This is a genomic window from Arthrobacter sp. Marseille-P9274 (assembly GCF_946892675.1).
Classification (GTDB): domain Bacteria; phylum Actinomycetota; class Actinomycetes; order Actinomycetales; family Micrococcaceae; genus Crystallibacter.
Genome location: NZ_CAMPOV010000003.1, coordinates 406,442 through 424,149 on the forward strand (window position 1 = coordinate 406,442; position 17,708 = coordinate 424,149).

Annotated in this window: 10 protein-coding genes; 6 read left to right on the forward strand and 4 right to left on the reverse strand. The window is 62.4% G+C overall.

The annotated features are described in order from the left end of the window. Window positions 1-115: 115 nt before the first annotated feature. On the reverse strand, window positions 116-250 hold the full coding sequence (locus tag OC550_RS19220) for a hypothetical protein (RefSeq protein WP_262107544.1): 135 nt from the start codon (window positions 248-250) through the stop codon (window positions 116-118). 567 nt (window positions 251-817) lie between these two features. Between OC550_RS19220 and OC550_RS19225 the strand changes: the two genes are divergently transcribed. The 4 genes from OC550_RS19225 to OC550_RS19240 are packed head-to-tail and all read left to right on the forward strand — an operon-like array spanning window position 818 to window position 7,519. Next, window positions 818-2,272, forward strand: a complete 1,455-nt coding sequence (locus OC550_RS19225; protein WP_262107545.1) for a DUF3375 domain-containing protein — start codon at window positions 818-820, stop codon at window positions 2,270-2,272. Continuing rightward, window positions 2,269-2,961, forward strand: a complete 693-nt coding sequence (locus OC550_RS19230) for a DUF4194 domain-containing protein (protein WP_262107546.1) — start codon at window positions 2,269-2,271, stop codon at window positions 2,959-2,961. The genes OC550_RS19225 and OC550_RS19230 overlap by 4 nt, the downstream gene beginning before the upstream one ends. Continuing rightward, the gene (locus OC550_RS19235; protein ID WP_262107548.1) at window positions 2,958-6,353 is read left to right on the forward strand and encodes an ATP-binding protein; all 3,396 of its coding nucleotides are present in this window, start codon (window positions 2,958-2,960) and stop codon (window positions 6,351-6,353) included. The genes OC550_RS19230 and OC550_RS19235 overlap by 4 nt, the downstream gene beginning before the upstream one ends. Window positions 6,354-6,364: 11 nt before the next feature. Further along, the gene (locus OC550_RS19240) at window positions 6,365-7,519 is read left to right on the forward strand and encodes a Wadjet anti-phage system protein JetD domain-containing protein (RefSeq protein ID WP_262107549.1); all 1,155 of its coding nucleotides are present in this window, start codon (window positions 6,365-6,367) and stop codon (window positions 7,517-7,519) included. Window positions 7,520-7,792: 273 nt separating this feature from the next. On the opposite strand, the gene OC550_RS19245 is transcribed toward OC550_RS19240, so the two are convergent. From OC550_RS19245 to OC550_RS19255, 3 genes are read right to left on the reverse strand one after another with little or no spacing between them, the layout of a single operon-like run. Then, window positions 7,793-8,404, reverse strand: coding sequence for an McrC family protein (locus OC550_RS19245; RefSeq protein ID WP_262107550.1), 612 nt, complete (start codon window positions 8,402-8,404; stop codon window positions 7,793-7,795). Between the two features lie 30 nt (window positions 8,405-8,434). Further along, entirely contained in the window at window positions 8,435-9,997 is a 1,563-nt protein-coding gene (locus OC550_RS19250) for an McrB family protein (protein WP_262107551.1), read from the reverse strand. Then, on the reverse strand, window positions 9,919-10,797 hold the full coding sequence (locus tag OC550_RS19255) for a hypothetical protein (protein WP_262107552.1): 879 nt from the start codon (window positions 10,795-10,797) through the stop codon (window positions 9,919-9,921). Before OC550_RS19255 ends, OC550_RS19250 begins: the two co-directional genes overlap by 79 nt. Window positions 10,798-11,539: 742 nt before the next feature. On the opposite strand from OC550_RS19255, the gene OC550_RS19260 reads away from it, so the two are divergent. Beyond that, a complete protein-coding gene (locus OC550_RS19260; RefSeq protein ID WP_262107553.1) occupies window positions 11,540-12,010 on the forward strand; it encodes a hypothetical protein in 471 nt (156 codons plus the stop codon). 511 nt (window positions 12,011-12,521) lie between these two features. Further along, complete coding sequence (locus tag OC550_RS19265) at window positions 12,522-17,684, forward strand: AAA domain-containing protein (RefSeq protein WP_262107554.1); 5,163 nt, start codon at window positions 12,522-12,524, stop codon at window positions 17,682-17,684. Window positions 17,685-17,708 lie beyond the last annotated feature (24 nt).

Genomic DNA, 17,708 nt, shown 5'->3' on the forward strand with positions numbered 1-17,708 from the left:
ACTGCCACCGCAACGTCCCGCACGAAAGCTTGTCCGGTACCGCAGAGCCGAAGGCGTCCCCTGCAAGAGGCGGTTTCTGCGGTTTCGGCGAGGGCTTCCACCGGGTCGGCCTCGTTTAGGCCCTAACCGGAGGCACGGACCGGACGAACCGGCCGTCCTGTCGGAGATGGAAGGACGTGGTGCCGCCGTAGCCGGCTTTGGAGATCGCCGTCGGCGCCGCCCGCTCCCAGACGGCTGTCTCGTCACTCATCTCCCGCACCACCTGCGATTTGGGCCGATGCCGGACGATCTCCGAACGCGGGCCTCGGTCCGGCGCACCTGTATCCAGGCTATGTGCTCATTCATGTCCACACAGATGTCATCCTTGGACTCAGCGACGTCTAGGCGCCAGTTCAACCGGGCCCACCCGGCGTGAGGTGCGTTGCCGACTTGAGGCGATCGTCGCCGGAATACGCCGCCGGTCGCCGCCTCAGACCGGGAGCGGGTCTGGGCCTTCGTCCTCCTACCGGGTTGCCTTTACGCCATCATCTGCTGCAATTACGATCGTCCATCTCAGTGCGATCAGACCGCAGTTCATACTTATGAACTGCGGTCGGAGTCCGGACCTGCTTTGACGACGTAGTCCCCTATGTCAGAGCAATGCTGGGGATGTGGCGGCCATTTGTTGCCGGGACAGGGGCGTGGGTACTGGCAGATAGCAGCCAGCTGAACGGGTTCCGTGGGCGCTGCGTGCCGCCGCTCTAGCCATAGCTTTGGGCAGGGTTTGCGGCGCCGCACGGAAAGCTATTACGTCGGTGTTACTGGTTAGGCTGGTCCGGTGAGCGTTATCCGTGCGGCGCTAACCGCGCAAAGACTGCTGGCCGAGGAACCGGCCTGGAAAATGCTGCGTGCCCGTAACGCGGCCATGGCCGTAGCACTGCTGGGTGAGCACCTCGGGGGCGAACAGCGCCGTCTCCCGGCACCGGTCCTCTTCGAACGGCTGGAGGAAGACCTCGAGGAATTGCGCGGCAACGGTTTCGACCTGCCACAGACGGCCCAGGCATACTGCACAGAATGGCGGAATGACAATATCCTGATCCGGCGCACCTCGGAGGCCGCCCGTGAGGAGACCTTGGAGCTATCGCAGGGTGCGCTCGCAGCCATTCGCTTTGTTAGCCAGCTCACCGAACCCCGTCAAGCGGTCACAGAGTCCCGCCTTGCCACCATCCTCGACCGGCTCCGTGTGTTGGCCCGTGACACCGATCCGGACTCCACTGCCCGCTTGGCGTCGCTGCAGGAGGAACGGGACCGACTGGATCAGCTGATCGACCGGGTCGCCGCGGGGGACGTCGGTATTTTGCCCATGGAACAGGCCGTGGAGCGTGTCCGGGACATCCTCTCCATGGTCGAAGAGGTTCCCACGGATTTCGCCCGCGTCCGGGGCGACTTGGAGCAGCTCAACCGATCGCTTCGGGAGCGCCTTATCGGGCAGGAAGAATCCCGTGGCACCGTACTCGAGGACATTTTTCGCGGTGTCGATCTCTTGGAGCAGTCCGAAGCCGGCCGCAGCTTCAGCGGATTTTATACCCTGCTGCTGGATCCCGAACGCGGACTCGAGTTCGAGGACAGCATCGCCGGCATCCTGGAGAGGGAGTTCATCGACCGCCTCACCCCGGCCCAGACCCGAACTTTGCGGCGAATCCTGCCCACCTTGCAGGATCGCAGCTCGGAAATCCATGCGGTCATGACGGCTTTCAGCCGCAGCCTGCGCCGTTTCGTCCAGTCGCAGGAACTGCAGGAAGACCGACTGATTAACCAGAATCTGCGCAATGCCCTGAGGGAGGCGATGAACACGGCGCAGACCGTCCGCGCATATGCCCGAACTCAGCTGGTCCTGGACCTGACAAGCGTCCCGCTGGGCTCCGTGTCGGCCCTGAAATTGCATAACCCTGCGGATTTCGAATCGGCACAGGAAGTCGTCGCCCATGAAGCGGCACCTGTCAACATCGAGGATCTGCGTGAGCTCGCCCGCGCCTCGGAAATCGACATGGAGGAACTGACCGTCAACGTGAACCTCGTCCTCGACGAACAGGGCCCGGCCACCATCTCGGACGTCCTCGCCGCGCGTCCTGCGACCCAGGGTGTGGCCAGCGTCGTGGGCTTGCTCGTCCTGGCAGAGGAGCACGCGCGCCAGTTGGACGGACGCGAGGACATCGCTTGGCAGTCGACCCTGGGCGCTATCCGCCGCGGCAGCGTGAGCCGCTACCTGTTCTGCGAAAGGATCAATCCGTGACCGAGCCAGTCACCGCCTCCGACGGCGTGCTTACAAAGCCGAACTCCGACGTCGCAGTGTGGGACGGCGACCCCGGCGCCTTGCGCGAGCCGTCCCGCCGGGCCTTGGTCCAGTTGTTGCGTGGTCCGTACTTATCGGCGGCTAACCATTCCCACCTGTGGACCGCGCTCCTTGCGGACGAGGACTCGATCCGATCCCGGCTGGCGGACATGTTTCTGGAGCTCGTCACGGACGAGGCCGCGCAGGTTGCGTTTGTGCGCAATATCAGCGCAGAAGCCGAGACACCCAAGGTCCTGCGCACCGCCACACTGACGTTCCTTGACACCGCGCTGCTGCTGCATCTGCGCCAGCAGCTGCTCCATGACGCCAGCGGAGGAAAAACCATTGTCGGTGCCGACGAAATAGCGGACCAGCTACAGGTGTATCGAGGTAAGGACAATGCCGACCCGGCCGGGTTTTCGAAGCGGGTCAATTCTTCATGGCAGAAGATGGTGAAGTATGGGCTCCTTGCCACCACTTCCACCGAGGGCCGGTATGAGGTCTCCCCGGTACTGCGGCTAGTCTTCGGGCCTGAGGAAATCGCCGCAGTGCAGCAGGAGTACCGCCGGCTCGCCGCCGAGGCGCGCAAGGATTCCGACGACGGCGAAGCATCCGAGCGTGTGGATGCCGGGGATGAGGAGGGCGAATGAATTCCAGCAATCGCGCCGCCGGCAGCCAGATCCACCCCGGACAATGGCGACTGGACCGGTTAGAGGTACTGAACTGGGGTACCTTCCAGGGCCACCATCGGGTGGACGTTGCCCGCAGGGGCTTCCTGCTCACCGGTCATTCCGGCTCGGGCAAGTCATCGCTGGTGGACGCCATCTCGGCAGTGCTGACGCCCCGGATGCAGCTGCGTTTCAATGCCGCCGCGCAGGACACCGCCGCCCGTGGGGAAGACCGCAGCCTGGTCAGCTATTTGCGCGGTGCCTGGCGACGCAGTGCGAACGAGGAAACGGGGGAAGTCTCCAGCGACTACCTGCGCACCGGGGCTACCTTCAGCGGCATCCTACTGCGGTACACAAACGGCACCGGCGGCAAGCCCGTAGTTCTGGTCAAGCTCTACCACCTGCGCCGCGGCAGCAACACCCCGGCCGAGGTTTCCGAGCTCAGCCTGCTCCTGCAGGAAGAGGTGGCGTTGACGAACTTCGTCGACTACCTGCGCAACGGGTTGGAGACGCGGCGGATCAAGGCGGACTGGCCGGATGCCTCCGTGACAGACCAGCATTCGCGTTTCTCCGCCCGCTTCTGCCGACTGCTGGGCATCCAAGGTGAGAACGCCGTGCTGCTGCTACACAAGACGCAGTCAGCGAAGTCGCTGGGGAATCTGGATGAGCTGTTCCGGTCCTTCATGCTGGATAAACCAAAGACCTTCGCGCTGGCGGAGAACGCGGTGGCGCAGTTCGGGGAACTGTCCGAGGCCCACCGGCTCGTGGTGGAGGCCCGCGCACAGGTGGAGTTGCTGCGCCGGCTGGAGGAGCCGTCCCGGATCTTCGAGGACAGCAGCGCGGCGGCCGCCGCTGCAGAACGGCTGGCACAGGCGCTTCCGGTTTTCAAGAACGCCTGGAAGCTGAAACTAGCTGAGCATGAACGGGGCGAAGCGGAAACGGCCGTGCGGGCCGCCGACCATGAGGTGTTGCAGGCAACGAAACTGGTCGACGAACTCGAAACTGCGCATAGTCTGGCGCGCCAACAGGCGGACCAGCGCGGCGGCCAAGAGCTGAAGCTGCAGCAGGATCGGCTCGACCTGGCCGTCGAGCAGGAACGCGATGTCCGCGCCCGCCGGGCGGAGGCAGCCGGCCGACTGGAGGCTGTAGGGGTTACCTTCCCCGAAACCTTCGCCGAGTTCGAGGAACTACGCGCCACCGCCCGCACGGAACGGGCCGCGCTGGACGCCGCTCAGCAGCAGGGCAAGGCTACGCTGCTGGAGCTGCACGAGGAATTCGCTGCAGCCAAGGGCTCGGTGCGGGAACTCGAGAAGGAACTGGCCTCGCTGCGCAGGAGGCGCTCCAATCTGCCGGACCGCCTGGTCGCGGCCCGTCAACACGTGGCCGCTACAGCTGGCCTGCCAGCCACCGCCTTTCCGTTCGCCGGTGAACTGCTGCAGGTGCGCAGCGAATTCGCTGACTGGACGGGCGCAGTTGAACGCGTGTTGCGGCCGCTGGCCACCGTGATGCTGGTTCCCGAAGCCCACATTGCCGCCGTGCGTGAGGCCGTTGACGGACTCTTCCTCGGCGCGCGGTTGGTGTTCGAGAGCGTGCCTACACACCCGGGACCGGTGCGGACGGTGCATTCCGCCAATTCGCTGGTGCACCGCGTCGAGGTCCAGCAAGGCCCGATGTTCACTTGGCTGTCCTCGGTGCTCTCCCGCCAGTACGATTTCGAATGTGTCGAGTCCGCGGCGGAGCTTGCTGGACCAGATCAGGCCGTGACAAGGGCAGGACAGGTCAAGCGCTCCCGCACCCGCCATGAAAAGGACGACCGGAGCCGGGTCGATGACCGCAGCCAGTGGCTCCTTGGCTTCGACAACGCGGATAAGGTGGAACATCTGGTGTCGCTGGTAAGGCGGGCCCGCGCTGACCAGGCCGAGGCAGAGAGCCGGCTGGACCGCGCCCAGGCGGCACAGGACGCTGAACAACAGCGTGTCCGGGCACTTGAGTTCCTGGACCAACGGGACTGGGACCAGCTCGACGTCGAATCGGCAGTCGAGCGCACCGCAGCCCAACGGGACCAGCTGGCCGAACTGCGCGTAACGAGGAAGGACCTGCAGGCCGCCGAGGCCGCGGCCGAAGCGGCGGCCAACCGGCTGGAGGCTGCCCGGAAGTCGCAGCAGGCGCGCTTAAGGAAGCACGCCGCAGCGGCCGCCGTGCTGGACGGTATCGCCCGCGTCATTGAGCAGCTCTCGGCGACCGTGGATGCCAGGATTCCGGTGCCCGGTCCGCTCGCCGAGGCCCTCGAACAGCGGTTCCTCGCCGTGCGGCGCAGTATTTCGCATCAGGTGATCGACGACGTCGCTCTCAGCGTAGCCAACCGGCTCACCGCCGAGGAGAAGCAGGCCACAGCGCTGGCTGATAAGGCCCGCACCACGTTCATGGCTGTAGCGACTGACTTTTCCCGGAGGTGGCCGGCCAAGGCCGGGGACCTGAGCCCCTCAATCGAGGACCGGGCCGGGTACCTAGCTATGCTCGGCCAGCTCGTCGCGGACCGGCTACCCGACTTTGAATCGCGGTTTTTCGAGCTGCTGGAACGGCAGTCGCAGCAGAACGTGGCACAGCTGGCCAACGAAATCCGGCGCGCGCCAGGAGAAGTGCGGGAACGCATCGCCCCGGTCAATACGTCATTGGGCCGCTCCGCCTTCGATGCCGGCCGGTTCCTGAAGATCGTGGTGAAGGAGAACCGCGGCGAGCTGGGACGCCAGTTCCTGGCGGATCTGCAAACTATCAGTGCCGGTTCCTGGATGGTGCAGGAGCGCGACGCGGCCGAGGCCAAATTCGAAGTCATGCGGCGGCTCATGGAGCGGCTGGCGTCCAGCGAGGCGGCCGATGCGTCCTGGCGGCGGCACTGCCTGGACACGCGCCTGCATGTCCGTTTTACCGCTACCGAGGTCGACGGCGAGGGCCGGACCGTGAACGTGCACGATTCCAGCGCCGGACTCTCCGGCGGCCAGCGGCAGAAGCTGGTCACGTTCTGCCTGGCCGCCGCCCTCCGCTACCAATTGGCGGGAGAGGACGAGGACATCCCCCGATACGGGACCGTCATCATGGATGAAGCATTCGACAAGGCGGACAGCCGGTTCACCCGCATGGCCATGGACATCTTCCAGGAATTCGGTTTCCACATGGTGCTGGCCACGCCGCTAAAGCTGCTGCAGACGCTCGAGGACTACATCGGTGGTATGGCCGTTGTGACCTGCAAGGACTTCCGCGATTCGCAGGTCGGTTCGGTGGAGATCGCCGATTCCAGCGGAGATATTGCTTCCGGACCCGATGAGCCTACGGATCTCAAAGTCGAGCCCGATGCCGCGGAGGTGGCATTGTTTTGAACCCTGCCCCAGTGACTCCCCAAGCGGCCCGTGCACAGGTCCGCAGAAAGTATGAGCGATTGTTCGGCAGCTGGGCCACATCGGAGACCACCAGCCCTCTGCTCGGCATGCCGCTGCATCCTCCGACCGAACGGCAGGCCCTCGCAGACCAGGGCTCGACAGTCGCATGGGTGAAATCATGGACCGGGATAGAACACGTGGTGTGGAGCGAGCGGCAGTGGGCCAGCCTGGGCCGGCAGTCTGTACCCGACCGCCTGATGCTTGACGGGCCGGACGAGGTTGCCCACTTCTGCAGCATGGGATCCCACTGGCGCCGGATCTCAGGCCGCTGCACGCGAATGCTGGAAGCCTTTCCCGCGGCGGACGGCGCTCTCCAGTCCGCCCTGGTCCGGTCCGCGACCGAACTGGCGGCTATGGAGGAAGACGACTTCACCCGGCTTTTCGGAGTGTTGACGTGGCTGGCCGGGAATCCGGATTCCGGACTCTACATCCGCCAGCTGCCGATCCAAGGGGTGGACTCGAAGTGGGTCGGCAGCCGACGGTCCCTGGTGGAGCGGCTCCATCAGGCGATCACCGGACGAAGCAGCCTGGGCCTGGCTGCCAAACCCGAACTCATCCGCCTGCGCTTCCTCGATCCGGAACTCGCGCCCGGCGGGCTAAGGGACGTGTCGGCCCCCCTTGAGGAGCTGGTGGAGCTCGACGTCCGGCCACGCACGGTTTTCGTTTTCGAGAACCTGGAGTCCGTCCTAGCGATGCCGGATTGGGCCGGCACGGTCGTCATCCACGGCTCCGGCTACGCAGTGGACCGGCTGGCACGCATCCCATGGGTACAAGAGATGGGAGTGGTTTACTGGGGCGATCTAGACAGTCACGGATTCGGGATCCTGAACAGATTGCGAGCACAGGACCTTGATGTTCGGACAGCACTCATGGACATCGACACACTGGATGCCTTCACCGACTTGTGTGTGCCGGAACCGAAACCCTATACGGGCGTTACGCAGCATCTATTGTCCGACGAACTCATGATGCTCCAGCAGCTAGCCAAGCGCGGGAACGCGCGGTTGGAACAGGAACGGCTCGCTTGGCCAATCTGCCTCGCTGCGCTGTCCGCTGCGGCCGGAGTGGATGCTGGCGGGGAAACGACGTCGTTGCTCGGGGGCTGAGACGGCACGGCTTGCATCGGCGATATGCGACGGCTGCTACCAACTTGGCCGGTTGCAGCGGACGACCGCTGCATTGTGCAGCTCAGGGTGACATCGAATGTGGGAGAACGGACGAACGACCATACGGTCAAAGCAGACCGCCACTTCATCAAGTGACTGGGCGCTTCGCTCGGACGCATACCGTCGGTCCAAGAAGCGCGGACCCTTCTATCAGGGCTTGGGAAAGAACTAGGCGTCATGCCAATGGGTTGCAAATCATTCCGTCTGGCGTCATCAGACCGGCAAACGGTAGGGATACCCGCTTCCTTGTGAGGGCACGGCCATGCCAGCCAATTTAGCCAAATCGGCCAACAGTTCCTTCGGTTCCCGCGACAGATCCAGCGGAAACTCCGCTATTTCGACGTTAACGTTCTGCACCTTCCGCACCCGGACGGGCCCGGCATCCGCATACACCAGCCACGCCCACCGCACGCCCAGCGCTGTGCAATACGCGAGCATCTGGTACTGGTCTGCGTTCGGGTAACCGGACCACGAGGACGCCTTGTACTTCGCGTCAAACATGGCCACCGGCTTCCCGTCCACTACGTGTACGACGTCGGCAAACATCCTCACCCGGGGCCGGCGCGTTCCGTCCGGTTCATCCAGCAAGCATTCGTACTGGCCCTCGGTTCGGCCGGGAACTCCTGACAGCGCCTCGCGGAGCGCAACGCTCACAAAGTCCTCAAACACCGTAGCCATGTTCACCACGAAAGACGCCACGCGCTGCCGTCCCAAGCCCGCTTCCGCAGACATGTTGCGCAGGACAATCTCTGCCAGCCGGAGTACGGGCCCGTAGTGCGCGTTCGCTCGGGACTCATCCCATGTGGGAAGGGGAGCCCCCCGCACGCAGCAGTGTCACCCCGTCGAGCTTTGCATCTAAGTGGGCAAGCCGGCCGCGCAGCACGGATGAGAGCCGTGGCAGCTGGAGCATCCGGCGCATAGCAGCCCGCAGGATCCGGTTTTCCGGCCCACATGCACTGCCCCGACGCGCCCAGCCGGCAGCACCTGCCAGCCGCCACGCATGTCTGGCTGCACCGAGACCAGGCTCGTACTGTTCAGCAGCGCAGCCGCCTCGGCGTCGAAGGCAGCAAACACCGGCTCCTGTTGGAGCTCGTCCAGAATCAGCTGCTGGGGCGCCTCACTGGCTTTGGGCACCGACGGTCTCCTCGCTGCCTGCCCGGACTCCGTCTGATCTTCCTCTATGTAGTCCACTGCACCAAGCCTCCTCGCGGCCTTCTTCCGGATTGTTGCCAGTCCAAAACGCTCATGTACCTCTGCACGGCTCATCCGGCCGAAGTAATGCTCCTCAAGCAAGGGCAGAAGCTCGTACCGCCAGATCCGCTCCAGGCCGGTGTCGCTTCCGGCGTGCTCCTTCATGAAGTAGGACGGGCCGATCATGAGGTCTCGATCGCCGGCCCCAAGCTCTGAGTTCAGCGCGTCCAACAGATGGGCGCGCAGCGGCTCCTTATCGTGGGCCTGCAGATACCGCCCCAGCATTCCTTCGATCATGCCTTCCTGCGGATGAAGTTCCACGAAGGCGAAGCGCCGGCGGATGGCGGCATCGACCATGGCGATGGACCGATCGGCGGTGTTCATGGTCCCGATGATGAACAGGTTCGGCGGCAGCACGAAGGTTTCGGTCGGGCTGTACTGCAGGTTGATGCTCTGGTCGCGATATTCGAGCAGGAAGTACAGCTCGCCGAAGACCTTGGCCAGATTTCCGCGGTTCATCTCGTCGATGATCAGGAAGAACGGCTTGTCCCGGTTGCCCTCGGCCGACCCTTCGGCCGCGATCTTCCGCAGCGGCCCGGGTTCCAGGCTGAAGCCGACCTGCCCGTCCTCACCCTGCGCCGGCCGATAGCCCTCGAAGAAGTCCTCATAGGCGTACGACGGATGGAACTGCACGGTCTTGACGTGGTCCCCATGTTCCTTTCCCGCGAGATAGCGGGCAATCTTCCCGGCCAGATACGTCTTGCCGGTGCTAGGAGGGCCGTAGAAAACGATCTGGTTCCGGGTCTGCAGCAGTTCCGCAACCTCCCGCAGGTCCTCGCGCTTCACGTGCAGAGACGCGGCTAGCTCGTCGTCGGGCACACGGAGTCGGGGTACGACGGCGGGTTGCGGCAGATTCTCATTCGTGACCTCGCCGGCGTCATCCGGGAGCAAGTCCGGCGTTTCGCGCAGCCACTCTTTGATGACCGTCAGCCCGTCCGTGAAATCAACAATGGCGCCTTGTTCTTCCAACAGACGCGGCAAGGGCGCCGGCAAATCGCGGGCTTCAACCGATTCTCGACGCCAAGCCACCTCCCACCTCAATCTCGAAGTGGGATCCTCCGCGTACTCTGCCTCGTCAACGACCACCCCTAGATAGGTGTGCCGCTTTGATTCTGCCGCACAAGCCAGGCCTTTTGCCCGCCGGTTCGCTTCCCGGAGCCAGACCACTCGCTAAGGTACGGCTCCAAGTACCAGTCCACGGCTGTGCCGGCGGCAGCGTCATGCGCTTTTCGGATTGCCGCCAAATCCCGCGAGATAGCGGGATCGTCATTACCTGAGGACAACCCGCCAATATCCTTCAGGTACCTCTCGCGGATCCGCCACCTGTGATTCCGACTCGTGATCGGCTCGAAGTAGGACGGCCACGCCAGATATTCGACTGAGTACTTGATCCCTTTGGGCTCGTGATCAACACCCTCCGTCAATTGCGCGAAGAGCTCCGGTTCCTGAATGGCTCTGCCTCGAACCTCCACGGACTGGCTACAGGCATGCTGCACGAACTTGGCCAGCCAGACAAAATGCTGCCACTGCCTGACATTGAATCCAGTACCGCCGTTGAAGGCACCTCGTGAATCGAATGCCCCCTCCATCTCGCGCGGTATGGTCGTGGGCGCATCCGTCCAGGACAGAACCTGCTCGACACGATGTCGTTTGGTGCCGCCTCGAACGTTCGACAATGACAGCAGGTGGAGTGCCATGAACTCGGCCGCCAGCACGACTACTCCAGGTTCTGCTCCCCCGAGCTGTTTCTCGAGCTTCTCGACAAAGGACCCTGGGCCCTCGTCGTAGTTCTCGAAAATCCGCCGGATCATTTCGTCCGCATTTTCCTGGGTCCACGCGACGCCGTCCCAGAATGGTGATCGAGCGCCGCGCAGACCTGCTTCTATGATCAGGCGGCCAGCAGCTTCAACTTCGGGCGCCGGACCTGCAAGTAGCTGCACCAACCCAGATGCGGGTATTTTAGTCATCGCGAACTAGACCTCCTTGTGGAAAAGACGCAACTGATGGACGGCGTCATTTTCGACGATCACGTTTTCGTTGTCGCGCTGCAATAGAAAATGTATCTCCCACTGTATTCCAGCATCTAGGCAATGAATCGGTTGATGCAAAAGTGGGCATGATGTCCCGCATTCCCCCAAACTGCTACTCCCGATGCTGTCGAATCGCGCTCCCGCCGCCCCTGGAGCCGTTGTCCTCCCCCTTGTGTTGCGTCTAGGACAATTAATGCGTCGCGGTCAGCACCGGATAAATGCACTAAGTTCACTCGGGTCATGTTCATTCCATAGTTCTCCACGACTTCCGACCTGTCCCGAATGCGGCCCTAACCTCGCCTTGTCGTGTACTACAACTTGAACTTGAACAATCGCTGGCCAAGGCAACCCTTTATGACGAAGACCGCCCGCCTGTCGGGGTTCGGCGGTCCAGGGGCCGCCTTCATTGCACCTCATTGATCAAGCGCTCAGCCTCCGCGAGGTCTTATCAAATCGGGACAACGCTTGATAGGGCGACTTCCAGTACCATAATTAGAACTGAAAGGTTTCGTCAGAGCCTGCTGAGGATAACGGCAAAGCAAGTGCATCAATAGGGGGAAGAATGAGAGCGGTCACAGACGTCGGAACTACTGTGGTACTCCATGACGATGGCACGTGGGCCCCAATGGCCCAATCTGCAGCCACGGAAGGCTTCCGTAAGTCGCCCTGGGGTTCTTCGATGAGCCAAGTCAGGGCTATAGAAGGAAACGACCCTGTCAAGGAAACAGACGATGTACTTGCTTTCGCTGTCAAGCTTGGACGGTTCGATTGTGCCGCGATATATATCTTCGTTAGTGGACAGTTGGCCCGCGGAAAATACCGACTTGTCGAGGAGTACCAGAACCAGAACAAGTATCTTTCTGCGTTTGACGAGCTGAAGGATTCCGTGACCAAGAAGTACGGCGCTCCTAACGAAGATCGAACCTACTGGTTGAATGACTTGTATAGAGATGACTTCTCTGAATGGGGAATGGCGGTTAGTTGCGGCCATCTCAGTAAGTTTGCTAGCTGGGATACCGAGGAGTCATTCATAACGGTAGGAATTCTCGGCGAAAATTTTGACGTGACTGTCGGGGTCGAATATTCTGGTAAAGCCTTTGCCGCTCTTGAAGATAAGCTCAAGGAGGATGCTCTCTTGGAGGACCTCTGATTCGGTTATCCGGCTTGCTAAGACTCGCGCATGGAGAGTCGCAGGGTGCATCTGAATTGACGCCCGCCGGACTAACTGACGGTCCACCTACAATCGGTTCAGTCTCGTTCTCGCCTCGGCCTAGAAAACAAATTGAGTTACATTGCAAGGTTGCATCTAGGGCTCCGGCGTGCCCCAGTACAAATATATGGGTTTGACCGACCAACGCTCGTTGGGTTTGCATCGGCTGAAAGTAGCGCCTACTTATTCTCATTCCTGGCTGCAGTGTGGGCGTTTCGAGGCCCGGAGCAGGGCACTCGCTCAACTCTGCGTTAGCACGAACTCAGACCCGAGGAACGAACGCAGCGCACCCTAAACTGGCTGCCCCTCACGAGCAGAGTAGACAGATTCATAGTGCTGGCTCGGCTAATAAGACCATTACAGGCAAGAAATTTAATTGGACGGCCGACGATTAGAATTAGAGGCGGCTTGCCTATCTGCGCCGCGGGCCGGGTTCATGAAGGGGGACGACATGTCAGTGGACGCTGAAATCAGCCAGCAAGGCGATCTCGCCCAAGTACTGCGGCTGATTGATTTCCTCGCCGACTATGACGCGCAGCGCAACCAGCCGGTGCGCAGCATCAGCGATTATGGGATGTTCAGGCTCACCCAAAAGACACTTCCGGTCCACGAAGCCGTACAGCTTGAACCGTCAGAGGCCGAGTGGCTCGCCATCGACTTCATCGACCTGCCTCTACCTCCACGAGTGCCCGACGAATTCAAAGCCTACGTCGACAGCGGCAAAGCCATCTCTCCGCTCCGCCGGCCAGTGACAACCGTTCCCCTCCCGAAGGGACGGATCGACGATGAACTGCCGCTGACGGAAGAGGAAGAAGCGGAACGTCTGCGATCAGAGGCAGAATACTCGTCCCTTGTAGAGTCCGTTGAAACTTGGATCCGGGACGAGTGGGAATCCTGGTCGCAGACTCATACTCTCGCATCGCGAGTGAAGAGCCTCCATCGTGAGCTCTTCGAGCAGCGGGAACAGCTAATGCTGGAGCGGGAATCTGTCGAACTCGTCTGGGGGTTCGGCCGGGCCCGCTGGATCAAGGACTCGTACACCATTGACCACCCGCTGGTCACGGTACCGGCAGAAGTCACACTGGACCAGCAGACCCAGCGGGTTACCGTCGTCGCCGCGGGGCAGCCGGAAGTGGAGACGCGTTTCCTTGCCAGCCTTGACCTGCATGACCGGCAGTCCCTAAACAGTCAGCGGCAAACCGCCACAGAGTTGGAAATCGACCCGTGGAATGCCGAAGAGATGCCTGCTCTGCTCCGAAGGCTCGCACGCTCCATCGATGACAATGGCATCGTCGTTGCCGAGGCGGGCAGTCCCGGCCCTTCGCTCGTCGTCGACGAAAGCTGGACTCTATACATGCGTCGACGAGTGCCGGATTCACAGGGTTTTCTGGAACAAATGCGCTCCATCTACCTCGCGGGAGGCACGGTTCCCGCTCCGCTCCAGGACATCGTTGCACAGCCTGCGGAGACAAATGTCGCAGGGCATGCTCATTCAGCTTCGACCGGACAGAAGCCTGAGGCGCTGCTCCTGCCCCTCCCCACCAATGAAGAGCAGAAGCGCATCCTGGAACTGGCCCAGACCCACCCCGGGGTGACGGTCCAGGGACCTCCCGGAACTGGCAAATCTCACACCATCGCCAACCTCATCAGCCACTATGTGGCCAACGGGCAGCGCGTCCTGGTGGTCTCGGAGAAGGAACAGGCGCTGAAGGTCCTGGCCGACAAGGTGCCGGCAGGGATCCGGGACCTGACTGTCTCGGTCCTCGGAGCGGACCAAGACAGTCGCAAGTCACTGGAAAAGTCCGTCACGACGATTCAGTCGCGGGTAGGCACGCTGGACAGGTCAGCTGCAGACGAAACCATCAAGCGTCTTCAGTCCGATTTGGCAGCGGCTAACCGTGGAATTGCCGAAACCACGGGTGACATGCTCCGGGCGCGGCAGTCGGAAGTCGAAGAGGCTTCGGGCAGCTGGCTGGCGGGTGTAAGTCCGACGCCGCAGACGGCTGCCGCGTGGGTACGGGAGAATGCCGAACGCCTCGGTTACATCCCCGATGCACTCGACCTCACCATCAAGGTACCTCTATCAGCTGCCGAATTCGCCGAGTACGTGAGCCTGCTGAAGACGGTACGCTCCGATGACGCAGTCCTCGCACTGCATTCGCTGCCGCCCGTCTCGGACCTGCCTTCGGTCGCGGAACTGGGTGAGCTCTTTGACTCAGCCACCCAAGGAGATGCCACCGCGGGCAGCGTCCGTCACGCCTTTGCCGATTGGGCAACTTTTGCCCGCTCGGACCAACTGCGCATCCGTGACGTCCGCTCCCTGCTGGTGGACTACGCAACCAAGCTGGAAGCCATCGAGTCGTCGCCGTATTCCGGTTTGATTCGTCGTTTCGAGGATAGACTCCTCGCCCAAGAGCTCTTCGACTACTTCACCGCTCTAGCCCAGTTGCGCGAGCAGGCAATCGGACACCGGCGCGCGCTGATGTCCTCCAGCGTCGAAATTGCCGAACCCGTTTCTCCCGAGTTCCTCACCCAAGTAACCGAGGCACAACAGAAATGGCAATCCGCAGGAAAGCTCGGCATCTTCGACCGCCAGCACAAAAAGACGATGGCTGCCTTCACCGTGGGGGGCAGACCGCCGCAGAGCGCCGATGAAGCCGCGCTGTGTATCACCGCGACCGCTTTGGAGCTAGTCAGGAGTCAGATCACCCGACTCTTCGACAATCAGTCTCCTCTGGCCGGCGGCATCCAGTTTTCGTCCCGCCCTGAGGACGACGCTGCCGAAGAGGTTCGGCAACTCGAAGAACTGATGAACCTGCCGCAGCTGGGCAACAACCTCTCAGAGCAGCTCAGCAGCATCGGCCTACGGCCCCACAACCTGACCACCTCGACCGGTGCCCGTCCACTGGTCGAAGCTATCGACGCCGCCACTCATCATTTCCGGGCAGAGGAAGCGCGCGCCTCCCTTACAGCCTTGGAGACAATACTCAAGAGTGGCGCTGCGCGTCCGGATGCTTCCCCGCTCTGGCTCCGGCTGCGAGACGCAATCTCCGCTCAGGACCGCGAGCGCTGGACCGCACTGCGCGACGACGTCATCCGCCTTACCGCGCTGCTGGAACCGGCCCGGCGGCTGAAGGCACTCCGTGACGCGTTGCAGGCGGCAGCTCCCAAGTGGGCAGACCAGATCGATCAAGATCTGGAGTCGGCTCCGGACCCGGACTCAATCACAGCTGCTTGGGAATGGCGGCAACTGGACTGCTGGGTCACCGGCAAGACTGCCCTCGCTTCCCCCGCCGAGCTTCAGTCGAGGGTAGACGAACTGGGCCGACAGCGCCGGCGAATTGTCGCTGAGCTTGTCGAGGTGCTGGCCTGGCGCCGACTGGCGGACAACCTCGGGCCTCGTCAACACCAGGCCTTGCAGGGCTACCTCAAGGCAGTGAACCGCTACGGCAAGACCGGCGGCAAGTACGCTCAGCGATGGATCCGCGAAATGCGGGAAGCGCTGGACGACTCCAAGGACGCAGTCCCTGTCTGGATCATGACGACCTCGCGCGCACTCACCAGCTTCCGGCCCGCCGCCGTGCCGCCTTTTGACGTCCTCATCATCGACGAAGCCTCGCAGATCGGGTTCGACGCCCTGCCGCTGCTTTCGCTGGCCAAGAAAGCCATTGTTGTCGGCGACGACAAGCAGACCAGCCCCGAGAACGTCGGGCTGGACCGGCAAAAGGTCTTCGACATCATGGACAACCACCTCATGGGCGTCCATAAGTACCGCACCCTATTCGATCCGGATAACAGCCTCTATGACCTGGCTACGCAGAAGTTTGCGACTCCCGTCATGTTGACCGAGCACTTCCGCTGCCTGCCGGAAATCATCGCTTTCTCCAACGCACAGGCCTACAACGGCAACATCATTCCGCTGCGCGACCAGGCACCGCGGCCCGGCTGGGTGCCTCTCGGGGTCCTGCGGGTCAAGGACGGCTATCGCGAGGGCGACATCAACGAACCCGAAGCCATGCAGGTCGTCAATCTCATTGCCGAGATGTGCCAGAACGAGCAGTACGACGGCATGACCTTCGGCGTCCTCACCCTGCTGGGAAGCAGCCAGGCCAAGCTGATCTGGGACCTGCTTTATGACAGTCTTGGGCCGGAGGTAGTCGAGGAGCGCAAGATCCGCTGCGGTGAGGCCGCCAACTTCCAGGGCGACGAGCGGGACGTCATCATCGTCTCCACCGTGGTCGCCGTGGACCGGAACCACAACACCCGCTTTGCAGCCATGACCAGCGGCAAGGATCTGCGCAAAATCAACGTCGCCGCCTCCCGCGCCCGCAACCAAATGTGGGTTGTGACCTCGGTTGACCCGGACATGCTTCCAAGCGGCGACTATCGAGCAGCCCTCATCCGCCACTGCGCGGGTTTCCAAGCAGAAGCGCCAAGTCAGGAGCGTCTGCTCGCAGCCTGTGAATCCGAGTTCGAGCGTCGTGTGGTCAATGATCTGCTCAACCGCGGCTACCGATCTATTGAGGCCCAGAAGGTTGTCGGGCGGTACCGTTTGGACCTTGTGGTCTCCGGGCCAGAACGGCGCCTTGCCATCGAGTGCGACGGCGATCGCTGGCATGGTCCGGACGTGTGGCATCAGGATCGCGCGCGGCAGGAGGTTCTGGAGCGGGCAGGGTGGACGTTTGAACGGATCCGCGGCTCGGCGTACTTCCGCGACCCGCAGTCCGCCATGCTCCCGCTGTGGGAGCACCTTGAGAAGCTCGGCATCGAGCCCGGCGATGCGTGGGCCGAAGGCGTCAGCCGGTCGTTGGTCCGTGAAGTCACGGTAACCGACCTCCCGGGGCACGAGGCACCACAAGTCAATAACACGGCGGAAGAAACCGTCCCTGCCCCAGGCCCGGTTGCGGATTCTACAGAGGAAGAGCTGGCAGCGGTCTGGCCAGCAGACACCGTTGCCCCGATAATCGCCGCACCCACGCCGCCTGTATGGCTGGGAAACTCCAACGATCACCAGGTTGAAGAGACTGAAGAAGACGTCGAGGATGAGCGTGACATCGAGCTTGAGGATGCTGCTCCCTTCGGGCGGGACACCGTACCGTCCACACAGCACCTGACGCTGGCTCCATACCGGCAGTGGCCGTTCTCTCCCAAGCCACCGGTCACTGATGGCAATATCCGCTACGTTCAGCAGGGGCTGGCGGAGATCCTAGACCACGAGGGTCCGATGATCGCCCGCCAGGCGTATCTGCGCTACCAGAAAGCGGCGGGTGGCTCCAAAGTCGGCAAGGCTCTGCAGAGGATCTTCAACCGCGCCGCCAACCGGGCCATCAATGCCGGGCAGATCGCTCGGATTGACGACGGCGTGCCCGGCCTGGTCGGAGCAACGTTGTACATTCCAGGCCGCAACCAGGTCGAGCTAAGGCAACTGGGGCCACGGTCCATTTTTGACGTTCCTCCATCTGAAATCGTGTCCATGTTCGAGAAACTGGAGGCCGCCGGCGTAGCGGAGGACGACCTCAACCGGGAGCTGCTGAACGCAGTCGGCCTCAAGCGCCTAACTAAGGTGACCGAGCACCATTTGGATAACTGCCGTGACTACACCTGGCGAAGCTAAGTTGAGCAGAAGCGGGCTGGCCCT